27 protein-coding genes and 1 pseudogene are annotated in these 25006 nt (G+C 64.0%); 16 read left to right on the forward strand and 12 right to left on the reverse strand.

All coding sequences use genetic code 11. The features are described 5' to 3' along the window. Window positions 1-103 precede the first annotated feature (103 nt). Window positions 104-1339 carry an IS256 family transposase gene (locus tag QOH60_RS17710; protein ID WP_526422721.1) on the forward strand — a complete coding sequence of 412 codons (1236 nt, stop codon included), beginning with the start codon at window positions 104-106 and terminating at the stop codon, window positions 1337-1339. Between the two features lie 591 nt (window positions 1340-1930). Here QOH60_RS17710 and QOH60_RS17715 read toward each other — a convergent pair. The 3 genes from QOH60_RS17715 to QOH60_RS17725 all read right to left on the reverse strand — a co-directional run bounded on the left by QOH60_RS17715 (window position 1931) and on the right by QOH60_RS17725 (window position 3180). Then, window positions 1931-2263, reverse strand: coding sequence for a type II toxin-antitoxin system PemK/MazF family toxin (locus QOH60_RS17715; RefSeq protein ID WP_526422723.1), 333 nt, complete (start codon window positions 2261-2263; stop codon window positions 1931-1933). Window positions 2264-2271: 8 nt separating this feature from the next. Beyond that, entirely contained in the window at window positions 2272-2466 is a 195-nt protein-coding gene (locus QOH60_RS17720; protein ID WP_526422725.1) for an antitoxin MazE-like protein, read from the reverse strand. Window positions 2467-2574: 108 nt separating this feature from the next. Further along, a complete protein-coding gene (locus QOH60_RS17725; protein ID WP_526422727.1) occupies window positions 2575-3180 on the reverse strand; it encodes an HdeD family acid-resistance protein in 606 nt (201 codons plus the stop codon). A gap of 303 nt (window positions 3181-3483) precedes the next feature. Between QOH60_RS17725 and QOH60_RS17730 the strand changes: the two genes are divergently transcribed. Further along, entirely contained in the window at window positions 3484-4179 is a 696-nt protein-coding gene (locus QOH60_RS17730; RefSeq protein WP_526422729.1) for a YwaF family protein, read from the forward strand. 13 nt (window positions 4180-4192) lie between these two features. Here QOH60_RS17730 and QOH60_RS17735 read toward each other — a convergent pair whose 3' ends face one another. Further along, on the reverse strand, window positions 4193-4594 hold the full coding sequence (locus tag QOH60_RS17735; RefSeq protein WP_526422731.1) for a RidA family protein: 402 nt from the start codon (window positions 4592-4594) through the stop codon (window positions 4193-4195). A 108-nt stretch (window positions 4595-4702) separates the two neighbouring features. Between QOH60_RS17735 and QOH60_RS17740 the strand changes: the two genes are divergently transcribed. Further along, the gene (locus tag QOH60_RS17740; RefSeq protein WP_526422733.1) at window positions 4703-5533 is read left to right on the forward strand and encodes an LLM class F420-dependent oxidoreductase; all 831 of its coding nucleotides are present in this window, start codon (window positions 4703-4705) and stop codon (window positions 5531-5533) included. A 152-nt stretch (window positions 5534-5685) separates the two neighbouring features. After that, window positions 5686-7014: a cytochrome P450 gene (locus QOH60_RS17745; RefSeq protein WP_526422735.1), complete on the forward strand. Its 1329-nt coding sequence runs from the start codon at window positions 5686-5688 to the stop codon at window positions 7012-7014. A 13-nt stretch (window positions 7015-7027) separates the two neighbouring features. Here QOH60_RS17745 and QOH60_RS17750 read toward each other — a convergent pair whose 3' ends face one another. The 3 genes from QOH60_RS17750 to QOH60_RS17760 form a co-directional block, all read right to left on the reverse strand. Further along, window positions 7028-7648, reverse strand: a complete 621-nt coding sequence (locus QOH60_RS17750) for a maleylpyruvate isomerase N-terminal domain-containing protein (protein WP_526422737.1) — start codon at window positions 7646-7648, stop codon at window positions 7028-7030. Window positions 7649-7755: 107 nt separating this feature from the next. Next, on the reverse strand, window positions 7756-8133 hold the full coding sequence (locus QOH60_RS17755) for an NYN domain-containing protein (RefSeq protein WP_526422739.1): 378 nt from the start codon (window positions 8131-8133) through the stop codon (window positions 7756-7758). A gap of 18 nt (window positions 8134-8151) precedes the next feature. Next, window positions 8152-8550, reverse strand: a complete 399-nt coding sequence (locus tag QOH60_RS17760; protein ID WP_526422741.1) for a VOC family protein — start codon at window positions 8548-8550, stop codon at window positions 8152-8154. Window positions 8551-8663: 113 nt separating this feature from the next. Between QOH60_RS17760 and glsA the strand changes: the two are divergent. Continuing rightward, window positions 8664-9593 (forward strand): annotated as a pseudogene (gene glsA, locus QOH60_RS17765) (glutaminase A); the annotation flags it as partial. A 6-nt stretch (window positions 9594-9599) separates the two neighbouring features. Here the strand turns inward: glsA and QOH60_RS17770 are convergent. Both QOH60_RS17770 and QOH60_RS17775 read right to left on the reverse strand, forming a co-directional pair. Next, entirely contained in the window at window positions 9600-10037 is a 438-nt protein-coding gene (locus tag QOH60_RS17770; RefSeq protein WP_526422743.1) for an SRPBCC family protein, read from the reverse strand. Continuing rightward, window positions 10034-10366 (reverse strand): ArsR/SmtB family transcription factor, encoded by a 333-nt coding sequence (locus QOH60_RS17775; protein WP_526422745.1) that lies wholly within the window; start codon window positions 10364-10366, stop codon window positions 10034-10036. Before QOH60_RS17775 ends, QOH60_RS17770 begins: the two co-directional genes overlap by 4 nt. 93 nt (window positions 10367-10459) lie before the next feature. Between QOH60_RS17775 and QOH60_RS17780 the strand changes: the two genes are divergently transcribed. The 8 genes from QOH60_RS17780 (at window position 10460) to QOH60_RS17815 (ending at window position 17098) form a co-directional block, all read left to right on the forward strand. Beyond that, a complete protein-coding gene (locus QOH60_RS17780) occupies window positions 10460-11149 on the forward strand; it encodes a maleylpyruvate isomerase N-terminal domain-containing protein (protein WP_526422747.1) in 690 nt (229 codons plus the stop codon). Next, entirely contained in the window at window positions 11146-11877 is a 732-nt protein-coding gene (locus tag QOH60_RS17785; RefSeq protein ID WP_526422749.1) for a DUF899 family protein, read from the forward strand. Before QOH60_RS17780 ends, QOH60_RS17785 begins: the two co-directional genes overlap by 4 nt. Window positions 11878-11993: 116 nt before the next feature. After that, window positions 11994-13592, forward strand: a complete 1599-nt coding sequence (locus QOH60_RS17790) for a methyltransferase regulatory domain-containing protein (RefSeq protein WP_526422751.1) — start codon at window positions 11994-11996, stop codon at window positions 13590-13592. After that, window positions 13589-14323: a hypothetical protein gene (locus QOH60_RS17795; protein WP_526422753.1), complete on the forward strand. Its 735-nt coding sequence runs from the start codon at window positions 13589-13591 to the stop codon at window positions 14321-14323. The genes QOH60_RS17790 and QOH60_RS17795 overlap by 4 nt, the downstream gene beginning before the upstream one ends. Before the next feature lie 79 nt (window positions 14324-14402). Beyond that, complete coding sequence (locus tag QOH60_RS17800) at window positions 14403-14978, forward strand: YdcF family protein (RefSeq protein WP_526422755.1); 576 nt, start codon at window positions 14403-14405, stop codon at window positions 14976-14978. Between the two features lie 27 nt (window positions 14979-15005). Continuing rightward, entirely contained in the window at window positions 15006-15779 is a 774-nt protein-coding gene (locus QOH60_RS17805; protein ID WP_526422757.1) for an enoyl-CoA hydratase/isomerase family protein, read from the forward strand. 101 nt (window positions 15780-15880) lie between these two features. Next, window positions 15881-16228: a hypothetical protein gene (locus QOH60_RS17810; protein ID WP_526422759.1), complete on the forward strand. Its 348-nt coding sequence runs from the start codon at window positions 15881-15883 to the stop codon at window positions 16226-16228. Window positions 16229-16306: 78 nt separating this feature from the next. Then, window positions 16307-17098, forward strand: coding sequence for a polysaccharide deacetylase family protein (locus tag QOH60_RS17815; protein ID WP_526422761.1), 792 nt, complete (start codon window positions 16307-16309; stop codon window positions 17096-17098). A gap of 151 nt (window positions 17099-17249) precedes the next feature. On the opposite strand, the gene ripD is transcribed toward QOH60_RS17815, so the two are convergent. Then, complete coding sequence (gene ripD / locus QOH60_RS17820; RefSeq protein WP_526422763.1) at window positions 17250-17765, reverse strand: NlpC/P60 family peptidoglycan-binding protein RipD; 516 nt, start codon at window positions 17763-17765, stop codon at window positions 17250-17252. A gap of 238 nt (window positions 17766-18003) precedes the next feature. On the opposite strand from ripD, the gene aceA reads away from it, so the two are divergent. Beyond that, window positions 18004-20295 (forward strand): isocitrate lyase ICL2, encoded by a 2292-nt coding sequence (gene aceA / locus QOH60_RS17825; RefSeq protein WP_526422765.1) that lies wholly within the window; start codon window positions 18004-18006, stop codon window positions 20293-20295. A gap of 64 nt (window positions 20296-20359) precedes the next feature. Here aceA and QOH60_RS17830 read toward each other — a convergent pair whose 3' ends face one another. Together QOH60_RS17830 and QOH60_RS17835 are read right to left on the reverse strand one after the other, a co-directional pair. Continuing rightward, entirely contained in the window at window positions 20360-21544 is a 1185-nt protein-coding gene (locus QOH60_RS17830) for an acyl-CoA dehydrogenase family protein (protein ID WP_526422767.1), read from the reverse strand. A 64-nt stretch (window positions 21545-21608) separates the two neighbouring features. Continuing rightward, entirely contained in the window at window positions 21609-22154 is a 546-nt protein-coding gene (locus tag QOH60_RS17835; protein WP_526422769.1) for a hypothetical protein, read from the reverse strand. Window positions 22155-22251: 97 nt separating this feature from the next. Here QOH60_RS17835 and QOH60_RS17840 point away from each other — a divergent pair, with 97 nt between their 5' ends. Both QOH60_RS17840 and katG read left to right on the forward strand, forming a co-directional pair. Next, window positions 22252-22695 (forward strand): Fur family transcriptional regulator, encoded by a 444-nt coding sequence (locus tag QOH60_RS17840; protein WP_526422771.1) that lies wholly within the window; start codon window positions 22252-22254, stop codon window positions 22693-22695. Window positions 22696-22731: 36 nt separating this feature from the next. Further along, window positions 22732-24948 carry a catalase/peroxidase HPI gene (gene katG / locus QOH60_RS17845; RefSeq protein ID WP_526422773.1) on the forward strand — a complete coding sequence of 739 codons (2217 nt, stop codon included), beginning with the start codon at window positions 22732-22734 and terminating at the stop codon, window positions 24946-24948. The last annotated feature ends 58 nt before the right edge of the window (window positions 24949-25006 follow it).

Here is a 25006-nt window from a genome sequence, read left to right on the forward strand (position 1 = left end):
GGACCGGCTTTTGAGGTGCGGCGTGTCGTAGCCGAGTGATTGAAGGTCATCGCGTGATTCTTCGAGAGACCGCCAAAGTCACTCGAGCAAAGGAACCAACGCGATGACCACTGCCCACGATATCGACCTGCCCGCTGTGCTGGCCGAACGACTCACCACCACCCACCCTGATGTACTGCGCGAACTGCTGGCCACGTTCATCCACACCTTGATGGGCGCGGAAGCCGACGCGTTGTGCGGCGCCGGATACGGTGAGCGCAGCAATGAGCGGACCAATCAGCGCAACGGCTACCGCAATCGTCAATTCGACACCCGGACAGGGTCATTGGACCTGGCGATCCCTAAATTGCGGCACGGATCCTATTTCCCGGACTGGCTGCTAGAACGGCGCAAACGCGCCGAACGGGCGTTGACTACCGTGGTGGCGACCTGCTATCTGCTGGGGGTGTCGACACGGCGGATGGACCGCCTCGTCGAGACGCTGGGTATCACGTCGTTGTCGAAGTCGCAGGTGTCGGTGATGGCCAAGGAACTCGACACCGCCGTGGAGGCATTCCGCACCCGGCCGCTGGACGCCGGCCCCTATACGTTTGTCGCTGCCGACGCCTTGGTCCTCAAGGTCCGCGAAGCCGGCCGGGTGGTCAACGTGCACGCGCTGATCGCGGTCGGGGTCAACGCGGAGGGCTACCGCGAGATCCTGGGCATCGACGTCACCACCGCCGAGGACGGCGCCGGCTGGCTGACCTTCCTGCGGTCGCTGACCGCCCGCGGGCTGTCCGGAGTCAAACTGGTCACCTCCGATGCCCACGCCGGGCTGATCAGCGCGATCGGCGCGACCCTGCCCGGCGCGTCCTGGCAGCGCTGCAGAACGCACTACGCGACCAACCTGATGGCGATCACCCCGAAGGCGTCGTGGCCGTGGGTACGCACGCTGCTCCATTCGGTCTATGACCAACCGGACGCTAATTCCGTTGCCGCACAATACGACCGAATCATCGATGCTCTCACCGAAAAGCTACCCCAGGTGGCTGATCACCTAGAGAACGCCCGCGCCGACCTCTTGGCGTTCACCGTATTCCCCAAACAAATCTGGCGCCAAATCTGGTCCAACAACCCTCAGGAGCGGCTGAACAAGGAAATCCGCCGCCGCACCGACGTCGTCGGGATCTTCCCCGACCGGAGCGCCCTGATCCGTCTTGTGGGAGCTGTCCTGGCTGAACAACACGACGAATGGGCCGAGTCCCGCCGCTACCTCGGCCTCGAAGTTCTCAGCAAATCACGCACCACCAACGACAACCCGACCGAACAGGAGGCCACCCCGGCGGCACTGACCGCCTGAACCATCAACTCGAAGAATCACACGACGACCTCGTACACCACGTCCCTGGACTTGACCCGGCTCGCGGCTGCGTCCGGGTCGGACCTTGACAGAGGATGAGGTCCAGTCGAGTGACATCTGTTCGCAAGCGCTTGTAGCAATTCACAAACGGGATCCGCTGCGAACAGTCGGCGGCGTCGCTCGCGACAGCTGGACAACATCATTTCTTTAAGGATCATGTCGTGAGCAGGCTGGCGAGTTAGACCAGCTCCGCGCCCACTGGTGAATTCGTCACTGTGACGTTTTGGTGGCGGGCGAAGCCGCGAGGAGGGGCGGGTGATCGGTCGCCAGTTATGGGCCCGCGGCCCGCACACTCAAGCACACCATGGCCATCACCTCACACAACTCAGCTGGTTGAACCCGACGCAACTACGGCCTATGCGCGGCGTGAGGGGTTCCGTTTGGAATCGAAGGCCCGGTCGGCGTTGTGAGGTGGTCAGAGCGGCTATCCGAGGGTGCAGGGCCGTTTGTTCAAAACAGCCTATTTGCCGATAAGCGACATTATGTCAAGTAAGCCGGGGACGCCCTCCCACTCATTAGCCCAACTGTCACTTACCGAGCAAGCCCCAGGAATGCCATCATTGCCCGTTCGACTTCGACGAGTTGCTCCGCTGTCAGCCGGCCAACCCGGGCATGGACATTCGAACGTCTGACCGTCGTGAGCTTGTCGATCATCACATCACTGTCTTGATCGAGTCCCGACTGCCTCTCGGCTCCGCCGCTGACGCGAATGCGCACCAGCGGAGCATCCAACAGCGTGCCGGTTATCGGAGCAACAGTCACCGAACTCGTGGCATCGAAGAGGTCATCCTGAACGATCACTGCCGGACGCGGTTTCTCCGCGGAAACCCTCCCGGCCACGGTCCAAATCTCCCCTCGGTTCACTCCTCGTCCTACCGCGTCGAGACTGCCTCAACGAAGTCTTGGTCATCGCTGTTTTCGTCCGCTCCTGCGACCAGCGAGGCTTGCCTGTGCGCCTCGGCCGCGAAAGTCTCGGTTCGCACGTCAGGCACCCAGACCTGCAGTGGCCGGAGGCCACGCTCGCGCATCCGTCGTCGATACTCGCCGACTCTGTGCCTCACCGCCATGTTTCCATGTTACATGTAACGCTGGGTGGTCTGGGGCCGCGCCGAACAGTCCAGTGCACAACTCAATCGCCCACGCAGTCAGGCTGCATGAGCGATTGAGCTGAAACGTCAGGCTGCTGCCGGGTAGGCAACGGCTTCGATGGTGTCGCGTGCCTTGTTCATGTCCTTGCGGAGCACGAGCGAGTACACGATCTCGACGACGCCCATGATCACGAGCCAGATGCCAGCGGCAAGCGTGAGCACGGCGATGGAGTCGAACGGCCAGACGAGCATGACCGCGCCGCCGATCACCGAGACGATGCCGGACACGATGTACCAGCCGCGCTCGGGCAGCTCGGGGACGCTGACGCCCACGACGGTCGCCGAAACGCCCTGGAAAACAAAGCCGATTCCGATCCACAGCGACAACAGAAGCACGGCATAGCTATCGCCGAAGTGCCGGAACGACAGGATCGCCAACACCACCGACAGCGCGCCGCTGATGAACAGCATCACGCGAGTTGTCGCCGATCGTGGCAGCGCGACGGCCAGAAAGACGTCGGCGATTCCACTGACGAGCAGATAGACGCCGAACAAGGTCGCGGCGACAAGGACTGACGGGCCAGGCCAAGCCAGCACAGCAGCGCCCAACGCCGCGGTGAGTACACCCGCGAGCAGCTTCGATTTCCAGATCCGCGAAACGAGGCTGGCCGGGTGTTGTTTTGTGTCTGTCATGAGATATTCCTTTTCAAATGGGGTTTTCGTGTGGTGCCGCCGCTTGGCCGGTTAGCTGAGGTAGCTCTCCCCCAGCGGCTAGTAGGACGATGCGCGAACTGTGGACTAGCTGGGGATGCCCCGGTGATCCTGGTACTGGCAAGGACAGGATTGCCCTCGGGAGGTGGCGCGCGTCAGATGTTTTCCGGCACAACATCTTTCGCCTGAGTTGTACCCGCCGGCGGAGCCATCAGAGACCGGGTAGCCCGACAGGCATCCCCGCGCTGGCCTTGCGCGGCGGGCCGGGGCCATTACAGTGCGACCGTGTCCCGAGAGTTCGTGGCGTACGGACCTTCGCACTGGAGTGCCCTAGCTGTCTTCGCGGTAGGCGGGGTCCATCTTGTGTGGTTGGGGCGCAGGCAGTCCGACGCGCAGTCCCGCTGGCTTGGTCGTGTCCTTGGCGCGGTGACGGCAGCGATATATCTCGCTGCGCAAATCTATTTGGTGAGTACGCAACCGCTCGTTGATTCGGTACCACTGCATCTGACCGACCTCGCCACCGTCGTTGGCGCGTACGCATTCTGGTCCCAGCGACGGTGGGCATATGTACTGACGTACTACTGGGGCCTGGTGCTGAGCACCCAGGCATTGATCACGCCGGCGCTGACGGGGCCGGACTTCCCCAGCCTTCAGTTCATCGTCTTCTGGTCGATACACATCCTGGTCGTGTGGGCGGCGATCTACTTCACGTGGGGCCGAGGGATGCGGCCGACGTGGCGGAGCTACCGCTTCACGGTAGTGGTCACGTTGGCCTGGGCGGCCTTCACGTTCACGTTCAATCGGATCGCGGGAACGAATTACGGCTTCCTCAACGGCAAGCCGGGCACCGGGAGCCTGCTGGATTACTTCGGGCCGTGGCCCGTGTATGTCTTCGTCGAGATCGCGCTGGTCCTGACGGTGTGGGCGCTGATGACCTGGCCGTGGGTGCGGACGGCGCGACGCCACGAATCGTTGCCCTGATGAGCTCGCCGCGTCACGACAGCGCGGCCGTGAGGTCGATTTCGACCCGTTGGCCGGGAAAACCCAATCGGGCGACACCCAACAGAGTGCAGGCAGATGAAAACGCCTCGCGGAGTTCGGAATCCAACAAGTCGGCCCACACCTTCGAGAGCACCTCACGGTCCGAACTGACAACGTAGACCACCGCGCGAACCACGTTGCTAGGCGTGGCCCCGGCCGCGGTCAGGGCGATCATGCAGTTGCTCACAGTCACCCGAACCTGCTCATCGAGGTCACCCTCGTCAGGAACACCGCCGTCGTGACGAACCGGGCACTGCCCGGCCAGGAACACCAACCGGTCAACGGCGGCTATGGTCACATGGTGGTACCCGGGCGGCCGATGCAACGCGTCGGGATTGATCCGTTCGATGCTCATGCCCAGATTCTCGTGTCTTCGCCGCCTCGACGACGGAGATCAGCGGGTGGGGAATAAGCCTGCGCTGCCGAGCGTCGGTACCGGCAAAGCCGAGAGACGAGGATCGCGATGAAGATTGGAATCTCCACGTTCGTCACCGACGACGGCATCGACACAGTGACGCTGGCGCGGGCGATCGAAGAGCGAGGCTTCGACTCGCTGGTCATTGCCGAGCACACGCAAATTCCGGCCAGCCGCCAGACCACCTACCCCATGGGCGGCGAGCTGCCTGCGCAGTACTACCGAACTCTCGACCCTTTCGTCACGCTCGCCGCGGCGGCGGCCGTGACGTCGCGGATCGAGCTGATGACCGGGATTGCGCTACTCATTCAGCGTGACCCCATCATCACTGCGAAGGAAGCTGCGAGCATCGACTTGATCTCTGGCGGCAGGTTCAGTCTGGGTGTCGGCGCCGGCTGGAATCTCGAGGAGATGCGCAACCACGGCACGGACCCGAAGACCCGCGGTGCGCTACTCGACGAGCGCATTGACGCCATCAAGGCCCTCTGGACCGACGAACCCGCCGAATATCACGGCAAATACGTCGAGTTCGAATCGACCTACATGAGGCCCAAGCCAGTTCAGAAGCCGTATCCGCCCATCTTCGTCGGCGGCGACTCCGATGCCACGGTAAAACGGATCATCAGGCACAAGGCGGGCTGGATATCCAACCCATTCCCGGTCGAGCATCTTAAGGAAAGAATCGACCAACTGCGCGACGGCGCGGGTCACGACGTTCCGTTGGCTATGTTCGGCACGCCGCCCGAGCCCGATTACTGGCGTGGCGTCGAGGCTCTGGGTTTCGACCAGGTGGCACTGCTGCTCCCGACGTTACCGACGGACGAATCCCTGCGAGTACTCGATGAGTACGCCGCCACGGTTGCGGAGTATCGCGGATAAACCACCTGCCCGCTGATCAGGTCGCGACGTGATCGGCCCAGGAAGCACGTTTGCGCCAGACATTTCGCTCTCTGTGCATAGACTCGACGCCTCGGCCTACTATCGTCGCCGGGCCGTTTGCCGGACTACACCATGCACCGAGTTGGGACGTAATGACCACAACTGATCACGAGGCATCCACTGCTGTCGTGAAGCTGCCTCCCGCTCCCCCTTTCCCCCGGGCCATCCAAGGCGCGTTGGCAGTGGCCAATCGCAGACGAGGGATACAGATGTTGCGCCGTCGCTACGGTTCGGCCTTTACCCTCGATCTGCCGATCTTCGGACAAATGGTCGTCATCAGCGATCCCACCCATATCCGCCAGCTGTTCAAGACACCTCCCAGCGTCGTCGACACGACCGACGCGAATCTTGGCCGGATCATGGGACCAAATTCCATGTTCGCGCTGATGGGCGACCAGCACCGAACCCGACGCAAGTTACTGACACCCACGTTCAATGGACGGCGCCTGGCCTCCTACGAAGCGATCGTGGAACGCGAGGCGGTCGATGAGTTCGCCTCCTGGCCACACGATCAGATCTTCCCGGCAATGCCGTCGATGGTCCGTATCACTCTCAACGTCATCCTGCGCGCGGTGTTCGGGGCGGACGGCGAGGAGCTGGAGCGTCTGCGCAAGATACTGCCGCCCGGGATTAAACTCGGTTCGAAACTCGCGCTGATCCCTGTGCCGCAATGGGATTGGGGACGATGGAGTCCATGGGGCCGGTTCTACCAATACCGCCGCGACTACGACGTGCTCGTTCACCAGTTGATCGACAAGGCCGAGGCCGACCCCGACCTTGCGTCCCGTGACGACATGCTGGCGCTGATGCTGCAGAGCACCTACGAAGACGGCACATCGATGAGCCGGGCCGAGATCGCCGACGAACTGATCACCATGCTCGCGGCCGGTCACGAGACGACCGCGACCTCGCTTGCCTGGGCGGTCGAACGTCTACAGCGACACCCGCAACTGCTTGACCGCCTCGTCGCCGAACTCGATGCCGGGTCCGAAAATCTGTTGGACGCCACCGTGTCCGAGATCCTGCGCACGCGTCCCGTCATCGACATCACGTTCCGTCAGGTCAAGGCCCCCACCCTGGACATCGGTCCGTGGACGATGCCGCAGGGCCAACTGATCGCTGCCAGCATCGGTTTGCTGCACGAAGACGAAGCCGTCTTCCCCGACGCTCGCCGCTTCAATCCCGATCGCTTCATCGATCAACGCCCCGATCCCGTGCAATGGATCCCATACGGCGGTGGAGTTCGTCGCTGCATCGGCGCGGCATTCGCCACCATGGAGCTGCGCGTCGTGTTACGAACTCTGTTGCGCGACTACGTAATCCTGCCGTCGCGCGCTCGAGACGAACGGTGGCTGTCGCGGGGGGTTGCCATCGCGCCGTCGCGTGGAGCGAGGGTGCAGGTTCGCCCCCGACGCCGGTGAAGCGGCCCGATTCTCAGTAGCCGCTGAGCAGCGCGCGTAGCCGGCCGAGCGCAAGCTGGATGGATGTGCTCTCTGTCTCGGCTGTCACGACGACGTCGTCGGAATCTTGAACCCGTAGCCGCGCCTCGACGCGCTCGCCAGTGTCGAGCCCGAGCGCCTTGGCGCCTCGCATGAGCAGCGGTTGCCCGACGGCCTGCACGCTGTGCTCGGTCATCCACCACTGGCCGAGCCGCTGCTGCGCTGCCTCGTCATCGCCGGTGATGTCCCAGCCGTGCAGCACCAACTCCTCGCGCATGTGCTCTGCGAACCACGGCACCTTCATGGTCCGTCCTGTCCAGGCGACGTCGGTGTCGTCAGGTAGTTCCTCGGCTGCCGCGGCGACTTCATCGAGCCGCGCCATCCGCTCGACGAACGCCGACCACAAGTCAGCGTTGGCCAGCGCCCGAAACGGAGCCTCACGTTCTTCGAAACCCCGAGTTGGCACGGGCTCGCCGCCGAGGTGGCCGCCGAGCACGCGTGCCAATTCTTCTGCGTTGCCGGTTTGATGAATGACGATGTCGCGCACTGTCCATGCCTCGCACCAGGTGCCGGCCTCGGGACGTCGGCGCTCGACGGCCTCGGCGACGGTTGCCACTCCGGAAAGCCGTCCAGATCCACGCGGTCCAGTAACGAATCCATGCTCATGCTGGGAGGGTTACCCCTACACGATTCGATGACGCTCGAACCGTGTATGCGTCCTCTCTAGCGAACGGGGTCAATGAGATTGCGGAACTTCGCCGCCGGATAGACGGATGCCCCTAGTCCCCGGACCCGATCAGCCAACGTCACGTCAGAAGTCACGATTGTGAGCTGCTGAGGATTGGCGTCAACCTGCACGCGCCGGACGATCTCGTCATCGCCGGAGTTGGCCGCGGCCTGTGGCGCATGTCGTATCTCGACCACAGACGAGCGAATGGGCGGAGACATCGGATGCTCGAATACGACGGTCACGTGCTGACCTTCCGCCGACGCCCAGCGTTCGAGGTTTTCCACCAGGTGGACCATCGCGCCGCGCCGGTTCTTCCACCAGCCGTCAGGCCGGATCCCGATCACGTTCATGGCGTCGACGATCCACCGCACAGCACCGAAGGTAGTGCCTCAGTAGACCGCGATCTCGATGAGATTTCCGTCGAGGTCGCGGCAGTAGTGCGACGTCATCGGCCCGAGAGCCCCAGTCTTGGGCACCGGGCCCTCGGTGATCTCGACGCCGCACTCATCGAGGTGGGTGCGGACCTCCTCCGGCGTGCATTCGGTGATGAAGCACAGGTCTTCGGACCCTGCGGCCTCGACCGCCCCGGTCACCCACGCTGGATCATCGGCTTGGGCGCCCACGGGTCGCAGGTTGATCTTCTGGTGCCCGAAGGACAGCGCTGTTCGGTTCGACGGCCCAAACGTCTGCCGCGTCATTCCTAGAACACGCTCGTACCAGGCCGCCGTGGCTTCGACATCCCGACAGTTCAACACCACGTGGTCGATCCGCTCCACTGTGAAACTCATGGGTCTAGCTTCCTTGATTTCGTCGCTGTCGACAGCAGACCGCATACCCTGATCGCGTGGACGTTGACGGCGCCGTCCAGTGGGTTTCGACGTGATGTCTCCCCGATTGGAATCAGGTCGAGTCACTGGTCCAGGAGGCACATCGACGCTACTCGCCCCAACAGGATGGCGCTGTCGCCGATTACATACCGGTGCTCGCCCAGGCAAATCCGGACCTCTTCGGAATCTGCGTGGCCGAGGTGAACGGAGAGCTGCATTCCGCAGGTGATGTGGACGCGGAGTTCTCGATCCAGTCGATCTCGAAGGCCTTCGTCTATGCGCTGGTGTGCGAGAAGATCGGCCATGAGGCGATCCGTCGACGCATCGGAGTCAACAACACCGGCCTGCCGTTCAACTCCGTCATGGCCATCGAGCTCAACGACGGACATCCGATGAACCCGATGGTGAATGCCGGAGCAATTGCCACCACGGCACTAATACCCGGACCCACAGCGGCCGAGCGGTGGGAGCGGATACACCGTGGTCTGTCCCAATTCGCCGGGCGCCCACTCGAACTCGACGATGTTGTGTACAAGTCAGAATCGGAGACGAATCAGCGCAATCGCGCCATCGCGCGCCTTCTGGAAGGCTACGGGCGGCTCGACGTCGATCCGCTCTCGGTGGTCGACACGTACACCAAGCAGTGTTCGCTTCGAGTAACCGCGAGCGACCTTGCGGTGATGGGTGCGACCCTCGCCAATGGCGGTGTCAATCCGCGCACCGGTGAACGGGTTGTGTCGGGCCAGATGTGTCGGGACACGCTCGCGATCCTCGCGGCGAACGGGCTGTACGAGCGGTCCGGCGAATGGCTTTTCGAGATCGGGCTTCCGGGCAAGTCCGGAGTATCCGGTGGAATCGTGACTGTGGCGCCGGGCAAGGCCGGTATCGGCGTGTTCTCGCCGCGACTGGATTTCGCGGGCAACACCGTCAGGGGCCAGTATGCGACCGCGTACTTGTCGAAGGTGCTCGGCCTGAACATCTTCGCTTGCGGTAGGCACACGTAGCCGGCGTCACCCGTTGCGAAGAAATGCCGCGAGCTGATCTGACGTCTTCGTCCATCCGTTGTGGAAGTTGTCGAATTCCTTTGGCGGCATGAGGGAATGCTCGATGGACATGAGCGTCTGTTCGGCGTTGAACGGCTCGAAGGATACGGTGACGACGCTGACGGACGTCGGGTCCTCCCAATTCGAATTGCTCCAGGTGAAGCGCAGAAGGTGCGGGCGGTCGATCGCCAGGAACTGGCCCGTGATCAGGACGCTGGAGCCCAGGTCGTCGACGTCGAAGCGCACGACGCCCCCGACGCGGGGTTCGACCGTGATCGCAACACAACGGGCCGGGCGCGGACACATCCACTCCTCCAACGACTCTGGATCGAGCCATTGGTCGAACACGACGTCCGGAGTGGCAGGCATGACGCGTTGAACGCGAACAACTGGCGCATCGGTCATCGTCCGCGTCCCTTTCGGCGCAGGCGCGCGGAGAGCGCGTCAGCTCGCGTCGACCAAAAGTCTGTCTGGTCGTTGATCCACCTCTGTGCGATCGACAACCCTTCCGGGCGCAGAGACAGCCAGTGCTCACGTCCGCGGATCTCCCGTGCGACGAGTCCGGCGGCTTCCAGCACGCCGATGTGACGTGACACGCCGGCGAACGTCATCGGCAGCGGTGCAGCCAAGTCGGTAATGCGGGCATCGCCTCCTCGAAGCGCCTCCAGGAGCTGGCGTCGAGTCGGATCGGCGAGCGCGGCGTAGGCCCGGTCCAACACCTGATCTTCAACCATCTTGTTGACTATAGCGGCCGCTCGTGGTCTGCTGGAGACAGAAATTAAACAAACACGTTGAATATTTGCATTTGCGAAAGTAGAAGGGAAGCAATGGAAACACCCACGGCGCGTCGCTCGATCAACACTCCGCCCGAGGTGGCACGCCTCTATCAGGAGACAAGGGGCCGAATTGCCGGGCTGGTGACTTCGCTCGACGAGACCGCGTTGAGCACATCCGTCGGGGCGTGTCCAGGGTGGTCGGTCCGCGACGTGGTGGCCCATGTGACGGCCGTCGCGGAGGATTGGGCGAGCCGACGCCTGACCGGGCCGCCCACCGACGAGCAGACAGCCATGCACGTCGCCCGATTCAACGGCTGTCACATCGCCGAGATTCTGGCGGTGTGGGCCGCCGCTGCCGCACAGCTGGACCAGATGGCCGAATCTGCCGGTGTGGAACCTCCTCTCGGGGATATCGCATGCCATGAGCACGACATCCGCAGCGCGATCGGCCGGCCAGGGGCCCGCGATTCCGGGGCGGTGTGGTTCACGTCGGATCGTCTTCTGGACAGCCTGCGGACACCTGTGCCTCTGCAGGTGATCGTGGAAGACGAGCAGTACCGGAGCGGACCGGACGATGAGCCCGAATTGACCCTTCGCACTACGCGATTCGACGCGTTGCGCTGGCGGACGGGACGCCGAAGCCGCGCCCAGCTGGCCGCCATGGAGTGGTCGGGTGACCCCGCCGCAGTGCTCGATCACCTGTGCCTGTTCGGTCCGGCCGACGTGGACGTCGTCGAATGAACGACATACCGTCGGTCGTCGACCGGAGCACCTTCGAAGCCGAAGTGGACAGATTGAGGGTGCGGGAGAAAGCGCACGTCCGCGAGGGCGACGCGATAGCCGCGGCGCGACGACAACTCCCCATGGTGGAGGTCGACGCGAATCTCGGCCTAACAGGACCCGACGGGCCGCTCACCCTTCTCGATGCGTTCGAAGGACGCCGGCAACTCATCGCCTACTACTTCATGTGGTACCCCGGCCGGCCCGCACCGCAACAGTGCGAAGGCTGCACGTGGTGCACCACCCACGTCCAGGAGCTCGCCTACCTTCACTCGCGCGAAATCACCTATGCCGTGTTCTGCCAGGGTCCCTTCGATGAGAGCAATCGATACCGCGAGTTCATGGGCTGGACGACACCCTGGTACTCCGCACTCCCCTCCCTGGACACGCTTCTTGTCGGTCGCCACGTCGGCTTGATGCATCTCGTCTGCTACCTGCGCGATGGCGACCGGGTTTTCGAGACGTATTGGACCACCCGGCGCGGCGTAGAGGTCATGGACTACAGCTACGCGCTGATGGACCTCACCATGTACGGACGACAGGAGCCGTGGGAGGACTCCCCGCCGGGATGGCCGCAGGAGTGGCCGGTCGACGGCTCCAACACCCGGATGGACGGCCGCCCGATAGCTCAATGGTCGCGACTCGAAGCCGGTCGCTCCGATGATCTCAGGCCCGGCCAATCAGGCTGATTGGCAAACCAATTCGCCGCTGATGTGATGCGCCGCCAAGCGCATTGCCATGCCAGCTTCCTGCGAGCCCTCAGGGCTGTGATCGAATGGTCCGGTCAAACGCATGGGAGCAGGTAGTGACTCTGAACGACGTGGTCGACCAGCTGCGCGCCGACTACGACGCGACGCCGTATGCAGCGGTTTCATTCCCGCAGTCGGCGCCGGGACAGCTTGCCGCTATCGCATACCTGTTCGGGCTGGAGACGCCCCAGGTGTCAACCGCGCGCGTACTCGAAATCGGTTGTGCTTCCGGGGCCAATCTGATCCCGTTCGCTGCGGCGCACCCCCGGGCCCGCGTTGTCGGTATCGATCTGTCGCCGGTCCAGATCGAGACGGCCAACGCCCACGTGCAGGCCTTGGGCCTTGAGAATGTCGAGCTCGTCGAGGGTGATGTCGCTCGCTTGGATCTCGCTGCGCTCGGGCAGTTCGATTTCATCATCGCCCACGGCGTGTACAGCTGGGTACCCCCCGGGGTGCAGGACGCGCTGTTGTCCGGGATCCGCACGATGCTGTCCCCGGATGGGGTCGCCTACGTCAGTTACAACGTGTATCCGGGCTGGAAGTCCAAAGAGGTTCTCCGAGACGCCATGATGCTCGCCAGTGGTGGCGGGGTAACCCCGGACGAGAGGATCCGCAGCGCACGCAGTATGGCGGATTTCCTCGGCGATGTTGCCCCGCCCGACAGTGTGCTGGCCAGAGTGGTGACCGAATCTAAGGCATTCGCAGAGCAATTCGGGGACTCCTACGTGCTGCACGACGAGCTGGAGCCGGTCAACACACCGTGCTACTTCTACGCGATGGTGGAGCGCGCCGGTGCGCACGGGTTGGCATATTTGGCCGAAGCCAGTCCCGAGGTGATGATGCCAGGCAACTACGGTCCACGGGTTGCCGAATACGTGCACGAGAAATCCAAAGGCGTTCAAGTGCTGGCCGAGCAATACCTGGATTTCGTGGCCAACCGCATGTATCGCGAATCTCTTTTGGTGCAGGCTGACCGCGCCCCCCACATCCACTACAACCCGGACGGCAGTCGATACGCTCGGTTGCACATTGCCGCGTCGCTGCCGCCTGCCGACGGGCAGACGCGCGTGGATCATTCTCGCCAGGAATACGTGCAGTCCGATGGCGCGACGCTGTTCACGAACGATCCAGGTATCAAGGCGGCGCTGGACGCACTGAGTGCGCGCTGGCCGTGGACGCTGTCGCGGCAGGAACTCATCGAGGCGGCGCGTGCGCGGCTCGTCGCCGTGGGTCTCACGCCCGGCGACAACCTTTCGCAACACGTCGACAACCTCATGAGCGTCTTGATTCTTCAGGGCCAGGCGCGGTTTCGTCTCGACCCGGTGGTGCCGGAACCCGCGGTCGACCCGGTTCGGGTGGATGAGGTAGCCAGACGCATGGCGGAGGTGACGCGAGAGGACGGCTCCGCATCGACCTTCAACCGCTGGCACGAGACGCTGAGTCTGTCTCCGGTCGAGAGCTACCTTCTGCCCTTGCTGGACGGCACCCGTGACCGCGACGCACTCGTTGCCGCGTTGGTGGCTCTGGACCGTGAAAACCCGATTCCGATCGAGAAGCACGGCACGCAGGTTCCGATTGACGCGGACCGCCGCGCTGCGCTCGCGGAACACGTTGACGCGTTGCCGCAACGGCTTTCGGAGATGAAGTTGTTGTGAATCAGCGCGCGGCGAATACGAGCCCGGCCGGAGACAAGGTTCAGCTCTCTGCCGACCACGTAGGTCAGACTGTCGCGCAGCTCGAACGGCGCATATCCGCACGGTTCGGTGAGCGTGGGCTGACCAAGGCGGTACGCGATCTCGGTGGCCTGGTCGTGCTCGTGGAAAGCGAAGCCGCCAACTCGCGCGACCGTCTTCGGCGCCGGGCGATGGCCGCTCGCGTCGCTGGGATCACGATCGTCGCCGCGACGCTGATCGCGCTGGCGTTCTCATTGCGCTCGGTTATCGTCAACGGGCTTGCCCGGACCGCAGATTGGGTCCCGCTCGTCGAAAGTACCGTCAACGATCTCGTCTTCGCGGGTATCGCTCTGGTGTTCCTATGGGCGTTTCCCGAGCGCTTGGAACGTCGTGCACTGCTGCGTGTGCTCCACCGGTTGCGGTCGTTCGCGCACGTCATCGACATGCACCAGCTGTCGAAGGATCCGGAACAGGTCAGTCCGGGATATACGCCGACCGCGGAGAGCATCCGGCACGGGCTCGACGCCGACCAGCTCCACTACTACCTCAACTACTGCTCGGAGATGCTCAGCCTGGACGCCAAGGCCGCGGCGCTGTGTGCCGAACACAGCGCCGACGACGTCGTGCTCGAGACGATCTCCTACATCGAGACGCTGACCACCGAGCTGTCCAACAAGATCTGGCAGAAGATCTCGCTGCTCCCCCGCAGCTAATGCCCGTAACGCCAAACCTGAATGCAGCGAAATACCGGAGTCACGTCAAAACCAGCCGTCACAGGTGTTCGGAGGCCGCATGCGCAGGCGATTCAAGGCCGGAGTGGGTGCAGTGACACTGTGCGCGGCCGTCGCGCTGGGTGGGTTCCCTCAAGCGGTCTCACACGCAGAACCCGCCGCGGTGAAGGACTTCTCACGACCCGCCATCGTCATCCTGGGCTACGGACTGAACCAGAACGGCACGATGCGCACGATCCTTCGCCGGCGGGTCCTCACCGGGCTCGCGGTCGCGCAGTTCTTTCCCCAATCGCCGATCATCGTGACCGGCGGCAATCCGCAGAACGGTGTCACGGAAGCCGAGCAGATGCGAAAGATGTTGCTGCTCCTCGGCATTCCGAACGACAGAATCATCGTGGAGGACAGAGCCAACAGCACTGTGCAGAACGCCCAGTTCTCGGTACCTCTCGCAAAGCAGGCGGGCACGTCGGGCGTCATCCTGGTGACCTCCACGACCCATCAGGGACGAGCCGACGGTGATTTCGCCGATGCGGGCGCCAACGTGTTGGCCACGGTGAGTTATCCGGACGGAAACCCCTCGACCAACGTCGCTCAATTCGCGCGCGACGCAATGAGTCCGTTTATCAACGTCGGCTGACGAGCGAGACGTAACTAGGGTTGGGCTATGAGCCTCGTCACCTATGACCTGCGGGATCACATCGCGACCATCTCCTTGAACCGGCCCGAGGCTCGCAACGCCATCAACGGCGCGCTGCGCAACGAGTTGAACGCGGCCTGGGAGCGGTTCCGGGGTGAGGAAGACGCCTGGGTCGGGATACTGAAGGGCGAGGGCAGCGTGTTCTGTGCCGGCGCCGATCTCAAGGACGGTGAAGGCGCAGTGGGCACGTTCGCTGGCACATTCTGGGAGAAGCCGACGATCAACTCTTTCGAGAGCGGCATGGAGCTGTTCAAGCCCACGATCGCCGCCGTGCAGGGGCCATGTATCGGATACGGGTTGACCGGAGTATTGTTCTGCGACTTCGTGATTGCGAGTACCGACGCCACATTCTGCTACCCGGAGGTGACGATCGGAGTGCCCACGATCGTCGGGGCGATCCGGCTTCCACCGCGGGTGGGATGGGCCAACGCGATGGAGCTGCTGCTGACAGGAAAACCGATGAACGCCCAGCGGGCAAAGGAGATCGGTCTGGTGTGGAAGCTCGTCGAGCCGGACGAACTGCACGCTGAAGCGACGGCGTGGGCCCGCACGCTCACAGCCGCAGCGCCCTTGGCGCAGCGGGCTACCAAGGAGGTGGCGTGGCGAACCGCCGACATGGGCTGGATCGAATCGGTCCGATTCGGCGAGACCATGCGCAAGGTCGCCGCCGTCACCGAGGACGCCGCCGAAGGACCCCGGGCGTGGCGCGACAAGCGCAAGCCTGAATGGCACGGGCGGTGACAACCATGCGGTATCTGCATCGTGTATTGCTCTGTCTCGCAGCTATTCTCGTCGTGAGTGGATGCCGGTCGGCGACCGCGGATCCGCCGAATCCTGCCCAGGTGAAGTTGGGCGAGGCGTTCACGTTAGGGCTTGGACAAGACGCGACCATCGCCGGTGAACCGCTGCGGGTGAAGTTCGACCAGGTGTTAGAAGACTCGCGATGTCCACGAAAGGTCAGCTGCGTCTGGACGGGCGAGGCGCGCCTGCGCGTGCTCGTCGACGCGATGGACGGCCACGCGCCGACGGCCGTCGAATTCAACACAAACCCTGCCCCCGGCCAAACCAGACTCGAAGCAAAGACGGGCCCGTTCACGATCCGTCTGCTGTCACTCGATCCGTATCCGGAGACCCCGGAGGCCATCCCCTCCTCCGAATATCGGGCGGTTCTGCGCGTCGTCAAAGACTAGGCGGCTGATCAAGTTATTGACACCTAGTTGCCATCTAGTCCTCGTTCAGTTGTCAGCAACCGCGGCTAGCGTGCCCGCGTGGTATCCCGTCGGAGATTCCTGGCGGCATTGGCCGGGTCGGCTGCCGTCGTCGGCGCCGCGTTCGCCGCGCCAGTTGCGTCCGCTTCACCGGACCCGGCCACGGTGGCGGCTCGCTTTCGTGGTGTGAGGCCGACGTCGTGGGGTACGTCGTTGCCAGGGGTTATGTCAACGTTCGCTGCGTCCGGCAAGCAGCTCGCGCTGACCTTCGATGCCTGCTCCGGAGGGTGCGACGAGTCGCTGCTCGGCACGCTGATCCACAATTCCGTGCCCGCGACGCTCTTCTTGTGCTCGAAATGGCTTGACGCACACCCCGGTCGCGCTCAGCAGTTGGCGGCGAATCCACTGTTCGAAATCGGCAACCACGGAACGCGCCATGTCCCGTTGTCCGTCACCGGGCGCTCGGCGTACGGAATAGCAGGAACACGCTCGGCCGACGAGGCGGCGACCGAAGTCTGGACCAACCAGGTGAGACTCACGGCGCTGACAGGAACACCCCCTGCGTGGTTTCGTCCCGGCACCGCCTATTACGACGATGTCGGGGTCTCGATCGTCGACGACCTCGGTCTACGCCCCGTCGGCTTTGCCGTGAACGCCGACAACGGAGCGAAATCGTCTGCGGCACAAGTTCGTTCTGCGATCACCAGGGCAGCGCCAGGATCCGTCGTCCTTGCGCACATGAATCATCCCGAGTCAGGTACCGCCGCGGGCGTCGGCGACGCGATCACTGCGCTGCGGGCAGCGGGGTGGGACTTCGTCACGCTCTCCGGCCGAGTGGTGAACAGCGGCTAGTGCCGAGGTGCATCTTGCGGCTCAACGAGATTCACGTTATGCAGACGCCTACTCGAACTTTTTCTGCATAACGTGAATTTCGGCGCTGGGCGGGCCGCGCGCGTACCACCGCGTTCGCGAAGGCACCGCCGGCTCTGAGGGCCGTCGCTGATCACCAATCGATCATGCGGGACAGGTACGGCGCCATGTTCGTGGTGCGCACGGGGGTGACGACGACCGCGGGCTCGGTGGCTTCGATCATCTGTCCGTTGCCCAGATACATCGCCACGCTCTGAGTGCCGTTGGGCCCGAAGAAGAGCAAGTCGCCACGCCTGGCCTGGGCCGGGGCGATCTTGCGGCCGGCGAGGTACTGGTCCCCCGATTTGCGCGGCATCTTGATGCCGACGCCGCCGAACGCGTACACCATCAGGCCCGAGGCGTCGAAACCGACGATGTTGGCGTCGGGCCCCGTGCCGCGCGTCGGGCCCGCCATGTTGCCTCCGCCGTAGAGGAACGGCACGCCGCGCTGGGACAGCGCACGCTGGATCACGAAGTCGATGTACTGCTGGCGACTCGACGTCGGCGGCGAGTCAGCGGCCGCGACGCCCGGAGCGGCCATCAACAGGACAAGACCGATCGCGAAGGCCAAGCCCCGTATCGCTCCTCGCGTCCGCACGATGCGTTTCATTCGTTTTCACTCTCTCATTCACAGCAGTCACTACAGCAACAATGGTGCCAGGGCCTAGATGCCGAGCGCACGTCGCTGACCAGGATTTTTTCGTTCTGTGACGCAACGGTGACCGCTCTGAGCGACTAGGGGCCCGCGTTGCCTACGCCCACTCGTGTACTCGGCGGTAACCGCGTCGTATTGTCTGGTACTGGGTCCACGTTCGGACCGGCAACCGCGCTGGACAGGAGCAAAACCCATGGCCATCATCGATGCGGATCTACAGGCCCCGACACCGTTCGAGCAGGACGTCGCCGCAACTCAGCGCTATATCGACAGCCCGCGGTACGACGGCATCATCCGTCTTTACACGGCCCGCCAAGTCGCCGAGCAGCGCGGCACGATCCCCTCTGACTACCCGGTGGCCCGCGAGGCCGCCGAGGCGTTCTATCCCCGGCTGCGCGAGTTGTTTGCCGAGAAGAAAAGCATCACCACATTCGGTCCGTACTCGCCGGGTCAGGCCGTGGTGATGAAGCGCATCGGCATCGAGGGCATCTACCTCGGCGGGTGGGCCACCTCGGCCAAGGGCTCGATCAGCGAGGATCCCGGGCCCGATCTCGCCAGCTATCCGCTGAGCCAGGTGCCCGACGAGGCCGCCGGCCTTGTTCGCGCGCTGCTCACCGCGGACCGCAACCAGCAGTATCTGCGGCTGCACATGACCGACCAGCAGCGCGCGGCGACGCCGCCGATCGACTACCGGCCGTTCATCATCGCCGACGCCGACACGGGACACGGCGGGGATCCGCACGTGCGCAACCTGATTCGGCGCTTCGTCGAAGCGGGTGTGCCCGGATACCACATTGAGGACCAGCGCCCGGGGACGAAGAAATGCGGACACCAGGGCGGCAAGGTTCTGGTTCCCTCCGACGAGCAGATCAAGCGCCTCAACACCGCCCGCTTCCAGCTCGACATCATGCGCGTGCCCGGCATCATCGTGGCGCGCACCGACGCCGAGGCGGCGAACCTGCTCGACAGCCGTGCCGACGAACGCGACCAACCGTTCATCCTGGGCGTCACCAACCTGAGAATCCCGTCGTACAAGGCCTGCTTCCTGGCGCTGACGCGACGCTTCTACGACCTCGGCGCGACGGAGATCAACGGCCACCTTCTCTATGCGCTGCCTGATGGCGAGTACGCCGCGGCCGATGCGTGGCTCGATCGTCAAGGTCTGATGCAAAAGATCGCCGAGGCCGTCTCGGCGTGGAAGGACGGCGCGGACGAGCCGATCGATGTCAGCTACGACAAGATCGAGTCCCAGTTCGTCGACGTGTGGCAGGTCGACGGCGGCCTGGAGACGTACAGCGAGGCCGTTGCCGAGTTGCTCGAATTCCGTGCGAGGGAGGGCGAGCCCGGCGACATGAGCGCCGCCGAATGGCGGGAGTTCGCGAAGAGCGCGCCGACGTCCACCGCGCGCGAAAAGGCAAAGGAGCTGGGCGCCGACGTGGCGTGGGACGCCGAACGCGCCAAGACGCCGGAAGGCTATTACCAGGTCCGCGGCGGGATCCCGTACGCGATCGCGAAATCACTTGCCGCGGCGCCGTTTGCGGACATTCTCTGGATGGAGACCAAGACCGCGGACCTCGCTGACGCGAAACAGTTCGCCGACGCGATCCATGCCGTCTACCCGGACAAGATGCTGGCGTACAACCTCTCGCCCTCGTTCAACTGGGACACCACCGGCATGACTGACGAGGAGATGAAGGCCTTCCCCGAAGAGATCGGCAAGATGGGATTCGTCTTCAACTTCATCACCTACGGCGGCCACCAGGTCGACGGCGTCGCCTCCGAGGAGTTCGCAACGTCGCTCAAACAGGACGGCATGCTCGCGCTGGCGCGCCTTCAGCGCAAGATGCGCCTCGTCGAATCCCCTTACCGCACACCGCAAACTCTCGTTGGCGGCCCGCGCAGCGATGCTGCGCTCGCGGCGTCCTCGGGCCGCACGGCGACCACCAAGGCGATGGGTGAAGGCTCGACCCAGAGCCAGCACCTCGTCCAGACCGAGGTGCCGAAGAAGCTGCTCGAGGAGTGGCTCGCGATGTGGAGCGATTACAACGAGCTCGGCGAGAAGCTGCATGTCCAGCTCCGGCCGCGGCGCGCGGGATCCGACGTTCTCGACCTCGGTATCTACGGTGACGGTGATGAGCCGCTGGCCAATGTGGTCGTCGATCCGATCAAGGACCGCCACGGCCGCAGCATCCTGACGGTGCGCGACCAGAACACGTTCGCCGAGAAACTTCGGCAGAAGCGCTTGATGGATTTGATCCATGTGTGGCTGATCCACCGGTTCAAAGCCGAGATCGTCTACTACGTCACGCCGACCGAGGACAACATCTATCAGACCGAGAAGATGAAGGCGCACGGCATCTTCAGCGATGTGTATCAGGAGGTCGGCGAGATCATCGTCGCCGATGTGAACCAGCCACGGATCGACGAGCTGCTGGCTCCCGACCGCGAAGCGCTGTGGAAGCTGATCCGCAAGGAAGACAGCTAGCCAGGGCGAGCGAAGCGACGGGAGAAAGGTCCAGGGCGAGCGAAGCGACGGGAGAAAAGTCGCATCACAGGCCCGGCTGGTCCTCGATGATGCCGAGCCAGATCTGGGCGACGTCGATGGCCACCTTCTCGCTGATGAATGCGTGCTGGGTGCCGGTGTAGATGTCGCGGAACGCTCGTTCGAGGCGGCTCCCCTCACGAATGGCGCTGGTGCCCGCGACCAGATGGGCCCACTCGGCGCATCCCCGAGCAACATCCGTCGCGTAGACAGCGGCGGCACGCATGTCCGCGCGCAAAAGCGGCGTGAGGTCTTCGCCGGACGCGACCGCCGCCTCGGCCGTGGTGAACGCGTCGAGCACCAGCAGGCGCGCGGCACGCCAGGCCGCGACGTGGTGCGCAAGGCCTTTCTGAAAGGTCGGTCGACTGGCCAATGCGGCCATATCGCTCATGCGGAACTTCGTGGCGGCAAGCTCTTGGACATCGTCGAGCATGCTCTTGGCGACGCCGAGCGCCCACGACGCGTGACCTGCGGCGGTGACGGGCATGAGGCCCATTCGGGTGGCTGGCGACGAGCCTCGGCGCGGCTCGCGGACGAACAGTGGAAATGTGCGACTGTTCGGAACGAACACGTCGTCCGCGCGGTAATCGTAGGATCCAGTTCCCTTGAGCCCCTGCACGAACCAGCCGTCAAGGAATGTGATGTCCTTCCGCGGAACGATTGCCACCTGCATGTCCGGGAGACCCTCTGCGGCCCAGCGCACTTCGCCGTCGTCCATCGGCATGAACCCGGCAGCGATGTACTCTGAGTGCCCGGTGCCTGAGCCGAAACTCCACGACCCGCTCAACCGGTAGCCGCCGTCCACCGCAGCACCCTGCCCATTCGGGAAGAACTGGCCTCCCATCGTGACGCGATTGTCATGGGCAGTGAATACTTCCGCGAAACCTTCATCCGGCAAATACGCCGCGGCGGCGAATGACGACGGCAGGTTCGCGATGCCGATCCAACCGAAAGAGCCGTCCTGCCAAGACATTTCAATCCATGTCGAGATCATCTCGGCGAACGAGGGCTCCATTCCGGCGGCTGCGACAGGATTGAACGCCGACATCAGTCCGGAGGTCCACATCTCCTTCACCACCGCTGGCGTGAGAGTGCGCATCGACTCTGCCTCAGCTGCCTCGGCACGCACCAGGTCACGCATGCCGCGCGCCAATCCGACGACCCGGTCGTCGACGTGCACCGTCGATGTCATCGGCGTCTTCCACCTCCGCGCTGAGGCCCCCGGGTCACGAACAAATAAAGACGGTACGGGACCGTCACAACACACCGCCGCCACCCAGTAACCCGCCATGCGGCCGGCTCGGATCGCGGTTCGGGTTCGGATACGGGAGTGGGGCACGACTTGACGGCGCAACGCTGATCGGTGCACGGGTGCTCGGCAATGCGGGTGAACGGGAGGCGGCCACGCTGGGTGCGGTCGCCGGGGGCTGAGGCCCCGCGCCGGGCGCGGCTCCTGCCGATGGCGCGATCTGCGGCTGGGGCCGGGATTCGACGGCCGATGCCACGGGAGTTTCGACAAGAGGTGAATCAGGCGCGACGGATTGCGTCGATGACGGAGTCGACTGCGTGTCGCCGGCGGTGGGGGCAATGGCCGGGTTTGACCGTGCGGGCCACTGCAAGAGCGCCACGATCGCCACGGCCGCGGTGACCGCCGAGGCGACGAGCGCGACCGGCACGACCTTGCTGCTCCCGCCGCCCGCACGCTGCTGCGGAGTGTCCTCGTCCGCGAGGTCGCCGTCGACGACTGTCAACGGCTCGAAGAGGTAGTCGAACCGATGGTCGAGGTCGTGCTCCGTCGACACGTGGTGATCGTACGGCGTTCACTGAGTGTTCAAAATCCTCTCGTTACACCGAACTCAAGACTTGACTCATTCCAGAAAAGGGCGTAAGCCTGTTGGTGTGACGCCGGTCCCGGACTACGCGGAGCAGTTGCGTGAAGCTGAGCTCCGAGTGACCCGCCCCCGGCTCGCAGTCCTCGAGGCAGTGCACGCACATCCGCACTCCGACACCGACACCATCTATTCAGCGGTGCGCTCGGCCTTGCCCGACGTCTCGCGACAGGCCGTCTACGACGTGCTCGCAGCATTGACCACCGCTGGTTTGGTCCGGCGGATCCAGCCGTCCAACTCCGTCGCCCGCTACGAGTCGCGCGTCGGCGACAACCATCACCACGTGGTCTGTCGATCCTGCGGCGTCATCGAAGACGTCGACTGCGCTGTCGGCGACGTCCCGTGCCTGACCCCGGCCGACGACAACGGCTTCCGCGTCGACGAGGCCGAGGTCATCTACTGGGGCCTGTGCCCCGACTGTTCGGCATCAGACATCTCGCGATCACACCCGTGATCACCGCCCGAAACACCCACTCCCGGAAGGAATGTTGTGCCCGATAGCAAGCCGCCGCAACCGGAAACACCGACTGACACCCAGAGCGAAAGCGAAAACCCGGTAATCTCCTCCCCCACCCCGAAGGCGCATCAGCCTAGGACCAACCAAGACTGGTGGCCCAACCAGGTCGACTTGTCGCCTCTCAAAAAGCATGCGCCGCAAGCCAGCCCACTCGATAGCGACTTCAAATACGTCGAGGAGTTCAAGAAGCTCGACGTCGAGGCTCTCAAGGGCGACCTCATGGAGCTGATGACGAGTTCTCAGGACTGGTGGCCGGCTGACTACGGCCATTACGGAGGGCTTTTCATCCGGATGAGCTGGCATGCCGCCGGTACCTATCGCATTTCAGACGGCCGCGGTGGCGGCGGTGAAGGCGCACAGCGCTTCGCCCCGCTGAACAGCTGGCCCGACAACGTCAGCCTCGACAAAGCGCGCCGGTTGCTCTGGCCGGTCAAGCAGAAGTACGGCAAAAAGATCTCCTGGGCGGACCTCATCATCTTCGCGGGCAACTGTGCCTACGAATCCATGGGCCTGGAGACGTTCGGCTTCGGCTTCGGGCGCGAGGACATCTGGGAACCCGAGGAGATTCTCTTCGGTGAAGAGGAAGCCTGGCTGGGCACCGACAAGCGCTATTCCGGCGACCGGGAACTGGCCAATCCCTTTGGCGCGACGACCATGGGCCTGATCTACGTGAACCCGGAAGGCCCTGAAGGGCAACCGGATCCACTGGCTGCCGCCAAGGACATTCGCGAGACGTTCGGTCGGATGGCGATGAACGACGAGGAGACGGCCGCGCTCATCGTCGGTGGCCACACGGTCGGGAAGACCCACGGCGCCGGCGACGGCGACCTCGTCGGTCCCGAACCCGAGGGCTGCCCCCTCGAACTGCAGGGCCTCGGCTGGAAGAGTTCGTTCGGAACCGGCGTGGGCAAGGACGCGATCACCAGCGGGCTCGAAGTCGTCTGGACGTCTACCCCCACCAAGTGGGACAACTCGTTCCTTGAGACCCTCTACGGCAACGAGTGGGAGCTGACCAAGAGCCCCGCCGGTGCGTGGCAGTTCGAGGCAAAGAACGCCGAGGCCACCATTCCCGACCCCTTCGGCGGCCCGAACCGCAAACCGACGATGCTGGTCACGGACCTCACGATGCGCCTGGACCCGACGTACGGGGAGATCACCCGGCGCTGGCTGGATCACCCCGAGGAGCTCACCGAGGCGTTCGGGAAGGCGTGGTACAAGCTGCTGCACCGCGACATGGGACCGCTTTCCCGCTATCTGGGTCCGTGGATTGCCGAGCCGCAGCTGTGGCAGGACCCCGTTCCTGCCGTCGACCACGAGCTGGTTACCGACGACGACGTCGCGGCGTTGAAGGCCAAGATCCTCGACTCGGGTCTGTCGGTCTCCCAGTTGGTCTCGGCGGCGTGGGCGTCGGCGGCCAGCTTCCGCGGCACCGACCTGCGGGGCGGTGCCAACGGAGCGCGCATTCGCCTTGCGCCTCAGAAGGATTGGGAGGTCAACAAGTCTGCCGACCTGGGTACCGTGTTGCCGGCTCTGGAGAATATCCAGTCCGACTTCAACGGTTCGGCGGCCGGTGGGACGAAGATCTCGCTCGCCGACCTGATCGTGCTGGGAGGTTCCGCGGCCATCGAGAAAGCGGCCAAGGATGTCGGGCATGACATCACGGTGCCGTTCGCACCGGGACGCACAGACGCCTCGCAGGAGCAGACCGATGTAGAGACGTTCGAGGTCCTCGAACCACGAGCCGACGGCTTCCGCAACTATCAGCGCAGCGGCGATAAGACGCCGGCGGAGCACCTGCTGGTGGACCGGGCCTACATGTTGAACCTGACCGCACCCGAGATGACGGTTCTCGTCGGCGGCCTGCGGGCGTTGGGCAACGGCGGGAGCAAGCACGGCGTCTTCACCGATCGACCCGGCGCGTTGACCAATGACTTCTTCGTGAACCTGCTCGACATGGGCACGGCGTGGAAGGTGTCGGAGTCGGCGGAGAACGTGTACGAGGGCAGCGACCGCGCCACCGGCGATCCCAAGTGGACTGCCACCGGCGCCGATCTGGTCTTCGGTTCGAACTCGATCCTGCGATCCCTCGCTGAGGTATATGCCTCCGACGACGCGAAGGACAAGTTCGTCGCCGACTTCGTCAAGGCGTGGGTCAAGGTGATGAACAACGATCGGTTCGACTTGAATTAACCGAGCCTGATCTTCGTTCCTACTCACAGCGCCCCGCGACCTGGCAACGGCTCGCGGG

The sequence above is a fragment of the Mycobacterium sp. genome, from assembly GCF_032159765.1.
Classification (GTDB): domain Bacteria; phylum Actinomycetota; class Actinomycetes; order Mycobacteriales; family Mycobacteriaceae; genus Mycobacterium.